17 protein-coding genes are annotated in these 18,143 nt (G+C 44.3%); 16 read left to right on the forward strand and 1 reads right to left on the reverse strand.

From position 1 onward, the window contains the following. Window positions 1-24 precede the first annotated feature (24 nt). The 15 genes from UFB30_RS10780 (at window position 25) to UFB30_RS10850 (ending at window position 16,775) form a co-directional block, all read left to right on the forward strand. Window positions 25-348: an ArsR/SmtB family transcription factor gene (locus UFB30_RS10780; RefSeq protein WP_322421700.1), complete on the forward strand. Its 324-nt coding sequence runs from the start codon at window positions 25-27 to the stop codon at window positions 346-348. After that, window positions 348-836: an SRPBCC family protein gene (locus tag UFB30_RS10785; RefSeq protein WP_322421701.1), complete on the forward strand. Its 489-nt coding sequence runs from the start codon at window positions 348-350 to the stop codon at window positions 834-836. Before UFB30_RS10780 ends, UFB30_RS10785 begins: the two co-directional genes overlap by 1 nt. 235 nt (window positions 837-1,071) lie before the next feature. After that, entirely contained in the window at window positions 1,072-1,581 is a 510-nt protein-coding gene (locus tag UFB30_RS10790; protein ID WP_322421702.1) for an RDD family protein, read from the forward strand. A 17-nt stretch (window positions 1,582-1,598) separates the two neighbouring features. Next, window positions 1,599-1,904, forward strand: coding sequence for a putative quinol monooxygenase (locus UFB30_RS10795; RefSeq protein WP_322421703.1), 306 nt, complete (start codon window positions 1,599-1,601; stop codon window positions 1,902-1,904). A 103-nt stretch (window positions 1,905-2,007) separates the two neighbouring features. After that, window positions 2,008-2,577 carry a hypothetical protein gene (locus tag UFB30_RS10800; protein WP_322421704.1) on the forward strand — a complete coding sequence of 190 codons (570 nt, stop codon included), beginning with the start codon at window positions 2,008-2,010 and terminating at the stop codon, window positions 2,575-2,577. A gap of 119 nt (window positions 2,578-2,696) precedes the next feature. Next, complete coding sequence (locus UFB30_RS10805; protein ID WP_322421705.1) at window positions 2,697-3,272, forward strand: TetR/AcrR family transcriptional regulator; 576 nt, start codon at window positions 2,697-2,699, stop codon at window positions 3,270-3,272. Window positions 3,273-3,355: 83 nt separating this feature from the next. Continuing rightward, window positions 3,356-6,511 (forward strand): bifunctional cytochrome P450/NADPH--P450 reductase, encoded by a 3,156-nt coding sequence (locus UFB30_RS10810; RefSeq protein WP_322421706.1) that lies wholly within the window; start codon window positions 3,356-3,358, stop codon window positions 6,509-6,511. 98 nt (window positions 6,512-6,609) lie between these two features. Next, window positions 6,610-6,807, forward strand: coding sequence for a ribosome rescue factor BrfA (gene brfA, locus UFB30_RS10815; protein ID WP_322421707.1), 198 nt, complete (start codon window positions 6,610-6,612; stop codon window positions 6,805-6,807). 235 nt (window positions 6,808-7,042) lie between these two features. Next, entirely contained in the window at window positions 7,043-8,047 is a 1,005-nt protein-coding gene (locus tag UFB30_RS10820) for a LacI family DNA-binding transcriptional regulator (RefSeq protein WP_322421708.1), read from the forward strand. Window positions 8,048-8,124: 77 nt separating this feature from the next. Then, window positions 8,125-10,236, forward strand: a complete 2,112-nt coding sequence (locus UFB30_RS10825) for an amylo-alpha-1,6-glucosidase (RefSeq protein WP_322421709.1) — start codon at window positions 8,125-8,127, stop codon at window positions 10,234-10,236. A 21-nt stretch (window positions 10,237-10,257) separates the two neighbouring features. After that, entirely contained in the window at window positions 10,258-11,517 is a 1,260-nt protein-coding gene (locus tag UFB30_RS10830; protein ID WP_322421710.1) for an ABC transporter substrate-binding protein, read from the forward strand. A gap of 68 nt (window positions 11,518-11,585) precedes the next feature. Continuing rightward, a complete protein-coding gene (locus UFB30_RS10835; RefSeq protein WP_322421711.1) occupies window positions 11,586-12,485 on the forward strand; it encodes a carbohydrate ABC transporter permease in 900 nt (299 codons plus the stop codon). Between the two features lie 15 nt (window positions 12,486-12,500). Next, window positions 12,501-13,328 carry a carbohydrate ABC transporter permease gene (locus UFB30_RS10840; protein ID WP_322421712.1) on the forward strand — a complete coding sequence of 276 codons (828 nt, stop codon included), beginning with the start codon at window positions 12,501-12,503 and terminating at the stop codon, window positions 13,326-13,328. Between the two features lie 640 nt (window positions 13,329-13,968). Next, on the forward strand, window positions 13,969-14,337 hold the full coding sequence (locus UFB30_RS10845) for an ArsR/SmtB family transcription factor (protein ID WP_322421713.1): 369 nt from the start codon (window positions 13,969-13,971) through the stop codon (window positions 14,335-14,337). Between the two features lie 11 nt (window positions 14,338-14,348). Continuing rightward, on the forward strand, window positions 14,349-16,775 hold the full coding sequence (locus UFB30_RS10850) for a heavy metal translocating P-type ATPase (RefSeq protein ID WP_322421714.1): 2,427 nt from the start codon (window positions 14,349-14,351) through the stop codon (window positions 16,773-16,775). Window positions 16,776-16,943: 168 nt separating this feature from the next. Here UFB30_RS10850 and UFB30_RS10855 read toward each other — a convergent pair whose 3' ends face one another. Then, entirely contained in the window at window positions 16,944-17,636 is a 693-nt protein-coding gene (locus tag UFB30_RS10855) for an AIM24 family protein (protein ID WP_322421715.1), read from the reverse strand. Window positions 17,637-17,787: 151 nt separating this feature from the next. On the opposite strand from UFB30_RS10855, the gene UFB30_RS10860 reads away from it, so the two are divergent. Beyond that, a complete protein-coding gene (locus tag UFB30_RS10860; protein WP_322421716.1) occupies window positions 17,788-18,141 on the forward strand; it encodes a hydrogenase maturation nickel metallochaperone HypA/HybF in 354 nt (117 codons plus the stop codon). The last annotated feature ends 2 nt before the right edge of the window (window positions 18,142-18,143 follow it).

Raw genomic sequence — 18,143 nt, forward strand, 5'->3', positions numbered from 1 at the left:
TTTGAAAATAAGAAGGTGATTTAAATGTCTGATGCGAATCATATAAAAATGTTCCAGGCGGTTGGAGACGAAAAACGTTATAAGATATTAGAGCTCTTGCAGGGAGGGGCCAGGACAGTTGGTGAGATCGCTGATGAGCTGGGGTATCTTCAGCCTCAGACCTCCAAACATTTAAAAATTCTGCATGAGGCAGGTTTGGTCCGTGTTGAAGCAGTTGCGAACAAACGGTTTTACCATCTGGAGAAAAGCGGGTTTATGGCTTTACAGAATTGGCTGTCATCATACATTCAACAGTGGGAAGACCAGCTTGACAGGCTGGATGCGCACCTAAAAGAGGAGGAATCATGATGAACGTGAAAACAGAGGGGACCAAACTGATCATTGAACGTACTTTTTCCGTATCGCAGGAGCGGCTGTTTAAGGCTTTTACAACTTCCAGTGAATTAGAAGCATGGTGGGGGCCAAAAGGGTGGAAAACAACAAACAAGCGTTTTGAATTTGAAACGGGTGGATACTGGCACTACTGTATGAAGTGTGAAGATAAAAGCCAGGGTGATTTTTATGGAATGGAGTCATGGGGACTGGCAAAATTTAAGGAAATTCAAGCACCGGAGCGATTCCTTTATGAAGATATGTTTTCTGATGAAGAGGGGAATGTAAATACTGACTTGCCGGGCATGGATATTGAAGTTCTTTTTGTTCCGACAGAAGGGGGAACAAAGCTGATCACCACAACTTTCTTTGATTCAGCAGAGTCTCTTGAAAGACTGAGCGAAATGGGCATGGTGGAAGGTACAGCCTCGCAGATGGACCGGCTGGAGGAATATTTGAAATAAGTAGTTTCTTAATACATCTCAGTGTAACCCGGAGCACAGCCTCAAGCCTGTTGAAAAATGATTGAATAAGAAAGAAAGGGTTCCGGTTTTTAAAAACTGGAACCCTTTTTAGATAGACTATAAATAGAAACAAACTGGAACTGAATATAATTGTCCGGCTACAAAGGGAATCATTGAGAGGATATAGAACTTTAACAGCAGGTAAACAATACAAATTGGGTTGAGGGGGGATAAGGTGAATGCATCCTTTACAATACGTCTAAAGGCTTTTTTACTGGACTATATCTTCATATTCTTTTACCTGATTGCCCTAATGCTCCTGAGCCTGTTCATCCTGCCTGAGCTGCAGCGCTTTTTAAATGATGCTTCTTTGTTCATGAGACAGTTTGCAGGGTTTATGCTTGTGACTTTCCCGGTGTCTCTATACTTCGTCATCAGTGATTCTAAAATTGGTCTTCAGTCTTTTGGGAAGAGAAGGCTGAACATCCGGGTGGTTGATCAAAACGGAGACGCCGTTTCAGTATTACGTATGACGTTTCGGACATTTCTTAAGTTTTTGCCGTGGGAGATCTCACACTTCTTTGTTTATCAAATTACTGCGGGTAATGACAGCACAGTTTTTTTAACTCTATTTGGTGTATTGATTTATGGTTTAATGCTGCTGTATATCCTGACAGCTGTTTTTACAAAAGAAAAACAATCGGTGTATGACATGATTGCTAAAACGAAAGTAATAAAAGTTTGATATGAGGAGGAAATACGATGAGTAAATATAGCCTGTTCGGCAAGTTCACTGTACAGGAAGGTAAGCGGGATCTGCTCGCCGATATTCTATTAGAAGCAGCCGCATCAATGAAGGATCTTGATGAATGTGAAATCTATATCGTGAGTATATCTGAAAATGAGCCGGATGCGGTATACGTTTATGAAACATGGGAGAATGAACAGGCGCATCAGAATTCATTATCACTTGAAGCAACCCGGACGCTGATCAGCCGTGCAAAGCCGATCATTACGGGAATGGAGAGGATCAGCACGCTTGAGACTGTTGGGGGAAAAGGGATTTGAATGGAGCCCCGGCTTCCGGCACAATTTCTTCCTCTTATATAAGATAAAGGAATTGTGTTAATATTGTGTTCAGCATAGGAACATAGAAAAAAGGAGCCGCATTATGACACAGATTTTCCTCGGATTACTTTTGATATTTTTTAAGCTCGACATCAACTTCCTTGATATTAGTCTTACATATTCAATTACCAATCTCTTAGGTTATATCCTGGTTTTTCTTGGCGTAAAGGACCTGGGGAGAAAATATGAAAGAATCGAAAAGGTTCAGTCTTTAGTAATTTTTATGATTTTTCACAGCGTTGCATTTCTTGTGTTGAACGCTACCGGGAACTCACCTTTGACGCTTCCGCTTGATTCGTACTTAGCTATCGTATCTTTTGTGGGTCTCGCGTTCGTTATTGCAGGTATGTTCATGGTGTTTGTGATTATCTCCCGTCTGATCGAAGGGATTGAGGATGGGGGAGAAACCGCTCATACACGAAGATTGAAAAGGCTCTGTGCCATCATGATGACTGTATATGTATTAATTGGTATGTTCTATTTCATGTTCACTATGGTCCCGGAAATCTCGCAGATTTTAATGGGCGTCTTACTGCTGTTAAAGATCATATTTCTGATGGAGTTTTACAATATTTTTATGAAAAGTAAAAGTGGCGTGGCAGCTGAAAGGTAGAGGAGGGACAGACCCTCCTCTACCTTTTTCTGAGTCTTTAGACCAGTTGAAAACGAATAAAAACAGTTCTACACTAATTAGGAATGAATGTTCATTCCGTAAAAAGAGGAGGTAGTGAGATGCCGGCAGCTACAACGAAACGTGAGGATATCCTGCAAAGTGCTTTGACGTTATTTGCAGAGCGTGGTTTTGATGCAACGACGATTCCGATGATTGCAACTGATGCCAAGGTGGGAGCGGGGACGATCTATCGCTATTTTGAGAATAAAGAAGTGCTTGTGAATACTTTGTTCCAGCATTATGTCAGTCTGTTCAGGCAGACGCTTGAGCATCAATATCCATCTGACCAGGGAATACGTGAACAGTTTCATCATTTGTTTCAGGGAATGATCCGCTTTACGAATGAGCATGACCATGCCCTGTATTTTATCAAGACACATAACGCTTCTTATTTTCTGAATGAAGAGAGCCGCGGAGAATTTCATCGTTTGCTGATGATCCTCGAGCATTTTCTTGATGAAGGTAAGAATAAAAAGCAGATCAGGCTGCTGCCATCAAAAGCATTAATTGCGATTATGTTTGGCGGCTTCCTTGAATTATATAAATTGATCCGTGCAGGTGAGATTGAAGCATCAGAAGCTTTACTTGCCGGCGTAGAAGAAAGCTGCTGGGATGCTGTACGTCATCATTCATGATGAGGTTCAGCTTTCTTTTCCTATTAACGGAATGAATATTCATTCCGCGCTAAAAGCAGATAAATTTTAAAAGAGGTGTAAGCATGATAGAGATAAAAAACCTTCCGCAGCCAAAGACATATGGTCCGCTTGGAAATTTACCCGTGATTGATAAAGAAAAGCCGGTGCAGTCTTTTATGAAACATGCAAGAGAGCTTGGACCAATTTATCAATTTCACTTTCCGGGCCGTGCGAGCACATTTGTATCAAGTGCCCGCCTGGCTGCAGAGATTTGTGATGAAAAACGTTTTGACAAGCAGGTCGGTCCTGCACTCCAGAAAGTCCGTGCATTTGGCGGAGATGGTCTTTTTACGAGTAAAACAGAGGAACCGAACTGGAAGAAAGCTCATCAGATTCTATTACCCAGCTTCAGCCAGCAGGCAATGAAAGGCTACCATGATAAAATGGTTGACCTTGCCCTGCAGCTTGTACAGAAATGGGCACGGCTGAATGCGAATGAAGAAGTGCAGGTGCCGGATGATATGACACGCCTGACACTGGATACGATTGGACTGTGCGGATTCAACTACCGGTTTAACAGTTTTTATCGTGAGGATGCCCACCCATTTGTAGAAAAAATGGTCAATGCCCTTGATGAATCAATGAACCAGACCCAGCGTCTTGGTATTCAGGATAAGCTGATGGTTCGTTCTAAGCAGCAGTTTAAAGAAGATATTGATTATATGTTCAACCTTGTAGATCAGCTGATTGAAGAGCGTAAGGAATCAGGGGACCAGGGCGAGAATGACTTGCTTTCGCATATGCTGAAAGGAAAAGATCCTGAGACTGGTGAGACGCTGGATGCAGAAAATATCCGCTATCAGATTATTACCTTTTTAATTGCAGGCCATGAAACCACAAGCGGACTGCTGTCATTCGCGATTTATTATTTACTTAAGCATCCTGAAAAATTACGTAAAGCCTACGCTGAAGTAGATGAAGTGCTGGGTGACGGGGTCCCTGATTTCAAACAGGTGAAAAAGCTGAAGTATGTCAGAATGATTTTAAATGAAGCGCTCAGACTCTGGCCAACTGCGCCAGCATTTTCAGTGTATGCGAAAGAAGATACAACGCTTGCAGATGAAGTAAAGGTTGAAAAGGGTGACACCTTTACACTCCTGATCCCTGAATTGCATCGTGATACTGCAGTATGGGGAGATGATGTGGAAGCATTCAGACCTGAACGTTTTGAAGATCCATCAGCCATTCCGCATCATGCGTACAAACCATTTGGTAATGGACAGCGCGCATGCATCGGGCAGCAGTTTGCACTTCACGAGGCGACACTTGTGCTGGGCATGGTACTGCAGCATTTTGAACTGGAGGATCATTCGAATTATGAGCTGGATGTGAAAGAAACACTGACCTTTAAGCCGGAAGGACTGAAGATGAAGGTTAAAGCGCGAAAAGAACAGATTCAGACGCAGACACCTGTAAAAGAAAGTCATGAGGCATCAGAATCTCAGGAAGCTGCCATTGCATCGCATGGTACACCTTTACTTGTTCTTTACGGATCAAATATGGGCACGGCTGAAGGGATTGCGCTTGAGCTTGCTGATACAGCCCGTTTTAAAGGGTTTGAAGCTGAAGCTGCACCGCTTGATGAATATACAGAAAATCTTCCATCTGAAGGAGCTGTCCTCATCGTTTCAGCTTCTTATAACGGAAATCCGCCTGACAATGCAGTTGATTTTACAGACTGGCTTGTAAAAGATGAGTCTGCGGATCTGAAGGATGTGACTTATACGGTATTTGGCTGCGGTGACCGGAACTGGGCAAATACGTATCAGCGGATTCCTCAGGTGATTGATGAACAGCTTGCAGCGAAAGGGGCTTCAAGACTGCTTGAACGCGGGGAAGGTGACGCAGATGATGACTTTGACGGAGATCTGGAAAAATGGCAGTCGCGTCTGTGGCCGGCACTGGCTGAACAGTTTGACCTTGAGCTTGAATCTGATGATCATGCATCCGCTTCAGTATCTATGGAATATGTCAGCGGCGTCAGCTATACACCGATTGCCAGAACATATGAAGCATTCTCATCCGTGATCCTTGAGAACCGCGAACTTTTACGGACTGATCAGCGCAGCACACGTCATATTGAAGTTGCACTTCCTTCAGGCGTCCCGTATCAGGAGGGAGACCACCTTGGCGTACTGCCTGAAAATGCACAAGCGTTAATCGACAGAGTGCTGAATCGCTTCGGATTAAACGGTGCTGAGTATGTGGTGCTTGGTGATGGAGCAGGGCGTGCAAACCATTTACCAGCGAATCAGCCCGTATCTCTTTCAGAATTGCTGTCCCGATATGTTGAACTGCAGGAGCCTGCTACACGTGCACAGATCCGCGCACTTGCAGCAAGCAATCCATGTCCGCCGCATAAAATGGAACTGGAGCAGCTGACTGAAGATGAGGCTTATAAGCGTGAGGTTCTCAGCGTCAGAAAAACAATGCTTGAACTGCTTGAGGACTTTTTATCATGCGAGATGGCATTTGAAGAATTTATTTCTTTACTACCACCTTTAAAAGCAAGATATTATTCCATTTCAAGCTCACCGCGCAAGACAGCTGACCAGGCAAGTATCACAGTCAGCGTGGTCCGCGGAGCTGCCTGGAGTGGTAAAGGTGAATATGCGGGCGTGGCATCCAACTATCTCGCGACAAGACAAGCAGGAGAGAAAATTGCCTGCTTTATCCGCACGCCTCAGTCATCATTCCAGCTGCCTGAAGATCCGGAAACACCGGTCATTCTCATTGGACCCGGCACTGGTGTTGCACCATTCCGCGGATTTATCCAGGCACGCCGCGCGCTTCTGGAAGAAGGCAGAACACTTGGAGAGGCACATCTTTATTTCGGATGCCGTCACCCACAGCAGGACTTTTTATATGAGGATGAACTGAAGGAAGCTGAACAGCATGGCGTGATTCAGCTATACAGCGCCTTTTCAAGACAGAGTGATGAAAAAGTATATGTGCAGCATTTGATTGAACAGAATGCAAACACAATCATGCCCCTTCTGGAACAGGGAGGTAAAGTATACATTTGTGGAGATGGCAGTAAAATGGCACCGGCAGTCATGAACACGCTGGTCCGCAGCTATCAGAACATTCATCAGACAAGTCAGGAAGAAGCCGAAGCATGGCTTGATGAGCTGGAACGGTCCGGCCGTCTTGCAAAAGATGTGTGGGCAGCGAAGTAAGTTTGTAAGGCAGAGAAGGTAGAGCAGGGGTAGACCCGTCTCTACCTTTTTTTGCTATAATAAAAGTGAAACAAAAAAGAAACAAAGGAGAGACAACCATGAGCAAAAGTAAAGCGAAAAAACTGCGACTGCACGCAATGAGAAATGGCAGATTTGACGTTGAGTTGAAGCGCGGTACTCAGACTGATATCAGTACACATGTCAGAAAGACAAAAACGAAAAAGGAGAAGCTGGATCAGATGAGAAACAAACACAAAAAATCGACATCGGGGTGGAGGGTAGAAAAAGTTGCCTGATGGAATAAGGAACATGATTAAAAAACCTGTACTCTTTTGTTCCTTGTGGGAACTGAAAAATTTTTTATAAGATTCATTCCAGCTAACGCGCCTGTTGTATTCAGGCGCGTTTAAATAGGTCTGAACTAAAAGTAAGTTAAATGAATATCTAAAATACCTATTGCAATCGTTTTCAATCTATCATATACTTCTAAACATTAAGAAGATCCGAAACGTTTCGGGAGGTGCTAAAAGGTTGACGACAATTAAAGACATAGCAAAAACTGCCGGTGTTTCTGTGACGACGGTATCGCGTGCATTAAATGGATATTCGGATGTAAATGAGGCAACGCGGAAAAAGATTATGGAAACGGCAAGGCAGCTTAATTATGCACCTAATACAATTGCAAGAAGTCTTGTGATGAAAAAGTCTAAAACAATTGGTCTTTTAGTTTCGGGATTTATCCGGGAGAGTGTGAAGGATAATTTTATGCTTGATGTGCTTTCGGGTGCGAATGATTATATTTCCAATACGGATTATGATGTGATCCTTTTTAACACCAATTCTTCAAAACAGCGTGAAAAGACGTATCAGCAGTTATGTCGGGAGCGCCAGGTTGATGGTGTAATTATTCAGGGAATTAAAACGGATGACCCTTATTTAGAAGAGATTGTGAACGGCGATACACCGTGTGTGCTTGTCGATATCCCTAAAATGGGAACTAAAACCGGTTATGTGATGACTGACAATGTGGCAGGCGCATATGATGCAGGAAAGCACTTCATTGATTTGGGACATGAAAAGATTGCGATGATTAATGGACACAATCAGGCTTTTGTCAGCAAGGAGCGACTGGAAGGTTTTGAGAAGGCATTAAGTGAATCGGGCTTATCGCTGGTCGAAGTGATGAACGGTGACTTTACTGAAGAGAGTGGAAGGCAGTGTTTGCATGACCTCATTCAGCAGCACCCTGAGATCACTGCTGTATTTTGCGCAAGTGACCTGATGGCGATCGGAGCATTGACTGCTTTAAAAGAGCTTGGGAAAACATCACCAGATGATCTTTCTATTGTGGGATATGATGATATTCTGCTTGCCAGATACGTCACACCAGCTCTGACAACCGTTTCACAGGACATTCACGGACTCGGCTATGAAGCAGCAAAAATGCTCGTTGGATTATTAAATGATGAAAAACCGGATAAAACGATTATTAAACATGAACTGATCATTAGAGACTCAAGCCAGAGGTTTCAATAAAATAATTGAACTTAAAAAGCTTGAGTATTTTTTTTGACTAAATCCGAAACGTTTCGGATGTGATTGGAGAGGCATTTATGAATTACAGAGTAATTAAAGAGAACGATTTATTCTTATTAACTGATGAAAAGGGAGATATCACTCCTAACCATACATATGAACTTGGATTGTATACAAAAGATACACGCTTTTTAAGTGAATTTAAGCTGCTTATTAATGGAGAATCACCAATTCCGCTGCATTCAGATGGCGGAGAAAATTATAGATCAACAATCCTGCTGACTAACCCTCATCAGGAAAAAGATGGTGAACTGATTCTCTGGAGAGAGTCTATACAATTTGAGCGGACAAGATTCATCCACAATGATGTTTTATATGAAACGGTGAAGGCAACGAGTTATTTTCCGAAAGAAGTATCCTTCAATATTGGACTTCAGTCGGATGCTGACTTCACTGACATGTTTATTGTCAGAGGGTTTCAAAATGGTGAGACAGGAACAAAGGCACCTGTGACATCTGAGCCGGGAAAAATAACTTTCTCATACAATGGAATTGATCAGATTGACCGGAAAACAGTCATCAGCTGGGATCAGCCGGAAAAGCAGGTTGAAGGAGGCAGTGTGACGTTTAACTGGACACTTCAGCATGGTGAATCAAAAGAAGTGACGTTTACAGTGGAAGCGCTTCACCAGGAAACAACGGGTGTGGCGGCGGATCGACAAAGCGCTATGCAGGCACTCCAGGATTCATATAAAGTCTGGAACGAGTCACTTCCGAAAGTTCAGTCGAATCATCAGCAGTTAAATCGTTTAATACAAAGAGGGACTGATGATTTAAGAGTGCTGCTGACAGATGTGGGTTTTGGTTCATTCCCGGTTGCAGGCCTCCCATGGTTTGGCGTTCCATTTGGCCGGGACAGTCTGATTGCAGCGCTTCAGCTTCTGCCGTTTAACGCTGAGGTAGCAAAAGGAACACTTCGGACAATGGCTCATTATCAGGGAACGAAAGTCGATGCATGGAGAGATGAACAGCCCGGTAAGATCATGCATGAAATCCGCTACGGTGAACTTGCAAACACAAACCAGATTCCATTCGCTCCTTATTACGGAAGCGTGGATTCAACGCCATTGTTCCTGATGCTGCTGGTTGAAACGATCAATTGGACAGGGGATCTGACACTTGCAGAGGAATTGAAGCCTAACATCGACCGTGCGCTGAACTGGATTGATGAGTATGGCGATCGTGATGGAGACCTGTTTGTTGAATACCATCAGGAGGCTTCAAAAGGCATCGCAAATCAGGGCTGGAAAGATTCAGGTGATTCCATTGTTCACAGAAATGGTGATTATGCAAATTCTCCAATCGCATTGAGTGAAGTGCAAGGCTACGTTTATCAGGCAAAGACAGGAATCGCCACACTGTTTGAGGCACTTGGTGATTCAGGACGTGCTGATCAGTTAAGAGCTGAGGCTGAGCGACTGAAGGAGAAGTTCAATCAGGATTTCTGGATGGAGGATATCGGTTATTATGCAATTGCGCTTGATGAGCATAAAAAACAAGTCGGTACGATCACCTCAAATCCTGGTCATGTGCTGCAGTCAGGTATTTTAACTGAAGAACGCGCAAGAAAAGTATCAGCTCATTTGACAGAAGAAAAAATGTTTTCAGGTTATGGTATCCGCACGATGGCTGAGGGTGAAGCCGGCTACAATCCTATGAGCTATCATGACGGCAGCGTATGGCCGCATGACAACAGTATGATTCTCCTTGGTATGGGTAAGCTTGGTCATCATACGGAAATGAACAAGGTTATTGGTGGGCTGATTGAGGCATCACGACACTTTGAATATGACCGCCTGCCGGAGCTGTTCTGCGGATATGATGAGTCACTTAAAAAAGCAGTACCTTACCCGGTTGCCTGCTCACCCCAGGCCTGGGCTGCAGGTACGCCACTGTCGTTTATTCAATCTTTGTTAGGGATCTTCCCTGACAGTCTTAATAAAAACATAGTCATTAACCCGGTATTACTTGAGTCAATGGATGAACTGCAAGTCAATGATATGAAGGTGGGTGAAGGGGTTCTATCGTTAGAGGTTAGAAGGATTAACGGAAAAGTGGATGTGAAGGTACTCAACAATACGACCGGTTTTGAAGTTGTCAGTCAGCAATTAACGAAGCACTTTAATTAAAAGAAAAAGGAGAGAGATGATATGAAGAAAAAGTGGATGGTTTCATTTAGTGCAATGGCTTTACTAGCTGGAGGAGCGCTTGCAGGATGCAGCTCGGATAATGGCGGCGGTGACAGCAGTTCAGGTGATGAAGGTAGTAAAACGGAAATCACACTTGCCGGCTGGGGAGGTAACCCGACTGAGCAGGATCTGCTGCAGCAGACGTTAGATGATTTTGAAGAGCAGAACCCGGATATCGATGTGAAACTTGAAGTTATCGCAGACCAGTATATGGACGTAATGAAAACCCGTCTGATTGGGGGAGAGGGACCGGATGTTTTCTATCTGGATGCTTTTGAAGCACCTGCGTTAATTGAAACTGGCGTCCTTGAGCCGCTGGATGATTATGTAACTGAAGAGTTTGATGTTGAAGATTTTGAAACACCTTTACTTGAAGCATTCCAGCAGGACGGGGTCACTTACGGATTCCCTAAGGATTATTCAACACTCGCACTTTTCTATAATAAAACGATGTTTGAAGAAGCAGGCGTTGAAGTACCGACTACATGGGAAGAAATGATGGAAGTATCTGAAGCACTGACAGGTGATGGCGTATATGGCTACGGGGTAGCACCGGAGCTTGCGCGTCAGTACTTTGTTGCAGAATCTCTTGGTGGAAGTGTAGTGGAAGATAACATGGCGAACTTTGGAAGTGATGAAGTCATTGAAGCGCTTCAGCCAATTATTGACCAGCACAATGTAGCTAAAACGTCAGCACAGCCATCAGAAGTCGGTGCTTCATCCGGCGGGGATATGTTCGGTCAGCAGCGTGCAGCAATGGTACTTGAAGGGAACTGGAATATTCCTTACCTGGAAGAGACATTCCCAGAGCTTGAATATGGTACTGCGGAAGTTCCAACAATCAATGGTGAAAAAGGAACAATGGCATTTACCGTTTCTTATGTGATGAACGCAGCTTCTGAAAAGAAAGAGGCATCATGGAAGCTGATTGAATATCTGACTGGTAAAGAAGGAATGGAAACTTGGACAAGTAAAGGTTTTGCTCTTCCTACGAGAAAGTCTGTTGCTGAGAAGCTTGGATATGCAGATGATGAGCTGCGCGGTTCACTCGTAGCAGGTGCAGAATATGCAACAGTTTGGTCTAACGGAACAAACCTTCCAATCATCACTAACAACTTTAACAATCAATTTGTCAGTGCGTTTCTTGGCGACCGTCCACTTGACGAAGCATTAAAAGAGGCTGAAGAGCAGGCAAACAGCGAGATTGAAGCCAATAATTAAGTTTGCAACTTTAAAGATTAAGAAGCTGGCTGAGGTCAGCTTCTTAATTGAAATGGGAGTGACATAAAATGAACCGTAAGTATAGCCGGAAGAAATTGCAGGAAGCGGGACAGGGATATTTCTTTATGTCTCCAACCCTTTTCGTACTAGCCTGTTTTATCCTTGGACCAATCTTTTATGCGGTATTTCTATCGTTTCATAACGTACGACTGCTTGGCGAAACAGCCTATAACTTTGTTGGGTTCGCAAACTATGAAAGAGTGTTTGATGACAGAAGAGCACTGATTGCACTTTGGAATACGTTCAAATATGTAATCATTGTCGTGCCGTCACAAACGATCCTTGCGATTATTCTGGCAGCAACGCTGAATGCAGGGATGAAAGGTGAAAAGTTTTTCAGAATTGTATACTTCTTACCTACTTTGACTTCTTCAGCAGTTCTGACACTGATCTTTATGTGGATGTATAACCGCGAAGGATTGATTAACTTTGGGCTGGAATCAATCGGTCTCCCTACATACGATTTTATTGGAGACCCAAATATTGCACTGACAGCTATTATGATTATGAATATCTGGGCTACTGCACCCTTTTTCATGGTGATCTATCTGGCAGCCCTTCAGGATATACCGGATTCGCTATATGAAGCTGCAGAGCTCGATGGCGCAGGTCCGATTCGGAAATTCTGGTCGATTACAGTGCCACATCTGAAGCCAATTACTTCATTTGTTGTGATCATGGGGATTATCGGTACATTCCAGCTGTTTGACCAGTCTTATATCTTCTCAGGCGGTTCAGGCGGACCGGATAACTCCACTCTGACTGTCGTACTATTAATCTATCAATATGCATTTAAGTCATTGGATACAATGGGATATGCAACAGCGATCGCATTCATGCTCGCAATTGTCATCCTTGTTGCAACATTACTGCAGCGTAAATTCTCAAAAGAAGAAAATCTTTACTAGAAGGGTGGGGTTGAAATGAAGAAAAAACGAAGCGCAGGCAGAGTCATCCTATATGGAATTCTTTGTCTCTATGCCGTCATTACACTGATCCCATTTTTATGGGCACTATCTTCATCATTCAAACCGCTTTCTGAAATCGTCAGCGGCGCAATTACATTTATCCCGGAAAATTTCACCTTCGATAACTATCGTCAGATCTTTATAGAAGAAGAACTTTTCCCACGCTGGATGTTCAATAGTGTCTTCATCGCAACAGTCGGAACAGGGTTAAATATCATTTTTAACTCGATGGCAGGATATGCACTTGCAAGATTGACATTCCCGGGCAAAAAAGGATTGTTCATTATTATCCTTGCTGTACTGATGATCCCGGCTCAGGTAACAATGATTCCAAACTATCTGATCCTGCGTGAATTCGGATGGCTCAACAGCTACCAGGGCATGATCGTCCCATCCATGATAAACGCAACATTCATTTTTATGATGAGACAGTTCTTTGTCAACTTCCCTAAAGAACTCGAAGAAGCGGCAGCTATTGACGGACTCAGCAGAATCGGCACATTCTTTAAAGTCGTTCTGCCACTCGCCAAGCCGGCACTTGCAGCACAGGCAATCTTCGTCTTCATGGGCTTCTGGAACGACTTCATGCGCCCGCTGATTATCATGACAGATTCAAGCATGTATACATTACCACTCGGTCTGAACACGTTCAAAGGACAATTCGTCAGCTACTGGAACTACATCATGGCAGCGTCTATGGTCTTTACTTTACCGGTCCTGGTGATCTATGCGTTCTTTAATAAGTACTTTATTAAGGGACTGTCATTGACTGGCGGGAAATAAGGAGAATTGAAGGCGAGTGTCAGGTCCAGTTTACAGGAAAACAGATCCTCTCAGCGCATAGCGCTGGGAGGATCTGTTTTTGCTGTTTGAACCGCTGTTTTTTGACTGATTGCAATAAAGAGTTTCATCACGGCTTAATGCTTTATCAAGTGGGGGGAGATCGAATGCTGTATAAGTGCGATCGAAGTAGGTGAGGATTGCAGCGACGTAGTGATACGCCCGGATTGAGTGCAGTGAAAGGGCAAATGAGTGCTGTATCCGCAGAACCGGGTGCTACACCAGCCCCTCTTGATGCTTTTAAGAAACTAAAGGTTTGTGACCTAAAGGCATCAAGAGTGTGTGGCAATCGAACGTTGTATAAGTGCGATTGAAGTAGGTGAGGAGTGCGGCGACGTAGCGATACACCTGGGTTGAGTGCAGTGATCGCGGAGTTGAGTGCAGTGAAACGTCCAACGACTGTCATGAACTCAGGATCGACTGTCATGCCCTCGCAATCGACGCTAGCGACAGCCCGCCGTCTCCCGCAACAGCCCACACCCAAACATTCAAACAATCATTTGAATATAATGTTGACATTCACAACACCACACACATACACTATAACTAAACAATCAAACAAATATTTGAATGAGGTGTAAACATGGTTAAATCAGCGAATCATACATCACAGGATACATGCGAAACGTATTGTTATGACGAAGCAGTTGTCAATCGTGTACAGCCGAGAATAGCTGAAGCAGAAGGCGTGGAGCTGATTTTTAAAGCCCTTGCAGATGCTACACGTGTAAAAATTACGTATGCGCTCACACTAGAAGATGAGCTTTGTGTCTGTGATATCGCGAATATTATTGGCTGCACAACAGCGACTGCCTCGCATCATCTCAGATTGCTCCGTAATATGAAGCTTGCAAAGTACCGCAAAGAAGGAAAGCTGGTTTTTTACTCACTTGCTGATGATCATGTGCGTCAGCTTGTGTCGATCGCATTAGTTCATGCGAATGAGGAATAGGGGTGTTTAATATGCAAAAAACTGAACAGGAAGAAAAATCAGCCTGCTGTTCCACTGAAATTGCGCAGGAGCAAACAGCAGTGTCATGCTGTTCGAATAAAGATGCACAAACTGAACAATTGGCAGATCCGGGTGATATTAAAACCTATAAAGTAACCGGTATGGATTGTCCGTCGTGTGCGTCAACTCTTGAAAAGGGTTTGTCAAAAAGAGAAGGCATTCAATCTGTCAAAGTGAATTACGCAGCAGGGAAAATGGCTGTCGGTGCTGTGAATGCTGATATTTTCGAGGCGATCCCGGGGTATGTGAAGAAGTTCGGCTTTGAAGCCGAGCCGGAACGCCCGGCCAGAGACGCCCGTGTTTACCAGGTAAGCGGGATGGACTGCAGCTCGTGTGCTGCAACACTTGAAAAGCACATGACGGGAAATCCGGGTGTGCAAAGTGTGCGCGTGAACTTTTCAACCGGAAAAATGCATATTGCACACACACTGACTGATGAACAAGTCATTAAAGAAGTGCAGAAGTCAGGCTTTGACGCAAAACCTGCAACACTCCGGAATCAAAAGAAAGAAGCTCAGCAATCAGTCAAACCACTTCCGATTACAACAATATCAGGGCTCCTTTTAGCACTCGGATTCATCGGATCCTTCACCGCCATTCCGGATTGGCTGGTCACAGTATTTTACGCAGCTGCGATTGTGATCGGGGGATATAAACCTGCGAGAAGTGCTTTCTATGCAGTTAAAAGCCGCTCGCTTGATATGAATGTACTGATGGTGACTGCAGCAATCGGGGCAGCACTTATTGGGGAATGGTTTGAAGGGGCGACGGTTGTCTGGCTGTTTGCGCTTGGGAATGCACTGCAAAACCGGTCAATTGAACGCACGAGAGATTCAATCCGCAGTCTGATTAACCTGACACCTTCAGAAGCTGTAATAAAAACAGCGGGCGGCACTGTTGTAAAGGATGTCGAGGACGTTTCGCTTAATGATATTATGATCGTTAAGCCGGGTGAAAAAATTCCACTCGATGGTGAAATTACTGCCGGACTATCGAGTCTGAACCAGGCGCCGATTACAGGTGAATCACTGCCGGTTGATAAAGAACCGGGGGATACGGTATATGCAGGTACAGTGAATGAAAGCGGCTCTCTGGAAGTAAAAGTTACGAGACTGTCAGAGGATACCACGATTGCACGAATCATTCATTTAGTAGAAGAAGCGCAGGAGAAAAAAGCGCCGACGCAGGCCTTTATCGACCGGTTTGCGGCGGTCTATACGCCGATTGTATTTGTACTTGCGCTGCTTGTGATGGTCATTCCGCCGCTTGCAGGATTTGGTGCATGGGGTGAATGGTTCTATAGAGGACTTGCGCTATTAGTCGTTGCCTGTCCGTGTGCACTGGTGATTTCAACGCCGGTTGCCATTGTGTCAGCGATCGGAAATGCTGCACGGAACGGTGTACTGATTAAAGGTGGTACGTTCCTTGAAAAGGCGGGTGCCATTAAAGCGATCGCGTTTGATAAAACGGGCACGCTGACAGAAGGAAAGCCGAAAGTAACGCAGGTCATTACACTGCAGGACGATAGTGAAACGCTGGTCAGTATCGCAAAAACGATTGAAGAGCATTCAACGCATCCAATTGCACAGGCCGTCATCAGCTATGCAAATGAACGAAACATCGCATCTAAATTGGGCAGTGATTTCAGTGCAATTGCTGGAAAAGGTGCAACTGCAGTCATTGATGGCACTGAATATTTTGCAGGTAAACCAAAGCTATTCAGTGAAATGGGCATTTCAACAGCACACATTGATGAGCGCATTGACGTGTTGCAAAATGAAGGGAATACGCTTGTCGCAGTCGGTACGCGGGATCACATCCTCGGACTGATCGCAGTGGCTGACACGGTCCGCGATATCACCGTTCGTTCGATTGAAAAGCTGAAGCAGGCAGGCATTAGTGAAATGGTCATGCTGACAGGTGATAATGAGGGGACTGCGAAGAAAATGGCTGCTGAAACCGGAGTGGACCGCTATTTTTCCGAGCTGATGCCTGAAGATAAGGTAAGTGCTGTGAAGAAGCTGCAAAGTGAAGGGAAGCAGGTCGCTATGGTAGGTGATGGCATTAATGATGCCCCGGCACTTGCGACTGCAGATCTCGGCATTGCCATGGGCGGCGCCGGAACCGATACGGCGATGGAAACAGCGGATATCGTACTGATGGCTGATAACCTTGAAAAGCTGCCGCACACGATCCGCCTGAGCCGAAAAGCACTCACGATTATTAAGCAGAATATCTGGTTTTCTCTTATTACGAAACTTGCTGCACTTATGCTGATTTTCCCGGGGTTCCTGACACTGTGGATGGCTGTACTGAGTGACACGGGTGCTGCACTGATTGTGATTTTGAATAGTATGCGTTTGTTAAGAATGAAGTGATATGAAGCAGATCCATTTCGGGTCTGCTTTTTTAATTAGAGTGAGAGACGCGGACTTTCGCATTTAATTATGAAGATAGATAAACCAAAGACTTTCAACCAGGATTCAATAATAAAAGCTGACCTGACTCTAAAACTCAAGTGTCAGGTCAGCTCCCTGAAAAACAAATCAACTCTGCTGCGCCTGATAAACTTCTTCATAAGGCTGCACCACAACAAATCCATTCCCTGAAAACTTCATCTGCACAGACTCTCCGCTGCCCCGTCCGAAGAAGCTTTTCAGCTGAACGTCTGTGACAAACTCAGGCTCAAGGTTACCCGACCACGCCACTGTTGCGTTCGGGTCAGTAAAGACTGGTTTGTCTGGCGTAACATGTAACGTAAGCGGCTCATAGTGTGAGGTAAAGGCAACAAGACCCTGACCTTCAAGCCGAACGTTGAACAGTCCGCCAGCCATCATGCCTGCCACACGTCTCATCATTTTTATATCCCAATCAAGGCCGTCCTGAAAAGCGAGTAAGTCATTTCCGTTGATATACACGCTTTCACCTTCAAGGTCGAGTATTGTGATCTTCTTACCCATATCTGCAATATACAGTCTTCCCTGGCCATTTGCTTTCATCAGCTGAGTACCCTCACCGCTGATAGCTTTTTTGACGAACTTCCCAAGCCCATGCTCAAGCATACCCTCGCGTTCAAATTTAATATTTCCATCATAAGAAATCATAGAGCCCGCTTTCGCCCAGACCCTTCCGTTTAGATTCACCTCAAGCATACGGTCAGTCTCCAGCTCAAAAAAATCACGTGCGCTGTCTTCCTGCTGTGTTTCCTGTACAAATTGTCTGATCGAGTACTTTGACATTTGAATTCCTCCCTGGTTTGGATAACAGTATATACGATTGACCCAAGAAATAGTTTCGTTTCTGGAGAGACTTCAAAACGGACTTGCAGGTTATTTTTAAAAAAGAGAAGCATAAACTTCACCAAGCTTACAATGGCAGGTGAACGAACCTATGCATGAAATGTCTCTCATGTCAGAAATTATTCAAGCCGTCTCTGCAGATGCACAAACGAGAGGGATAAAGAGGGTTGAACGTATTGATGTGATTGCAGGTGAGCTGTCCAATGTTTTACCCGATGCTTTGGAGCTGGCCTTTTTTTATTTTCAGAAGCAGGGGATTCACTGTATTGATGAGAGCACAACATTAAGAATCAGTACGGAACCCGCAATAGCCAGATGTGAAGAGTGCCAATTAGAATTTAAGCCGGATTACCGGATTGCCCTTTGCAGTAAATGTATGAGGACGAGCTGTGTGTTGTTATCCGGCGAGACATTTAAGGTTGAATCATACGAAGGAAGTGAATAAGT

Source organism: Jeotgalibacillus haloalkalitolerans (genome assembly GCF_034427455.1).
GTDB lineage: Bacteria > Bacillota > Bacilli > Bacillales > Jeotgalibacillaceae > Jeotgalibacillus > Jeotgalibacillus haloalkalitolerans.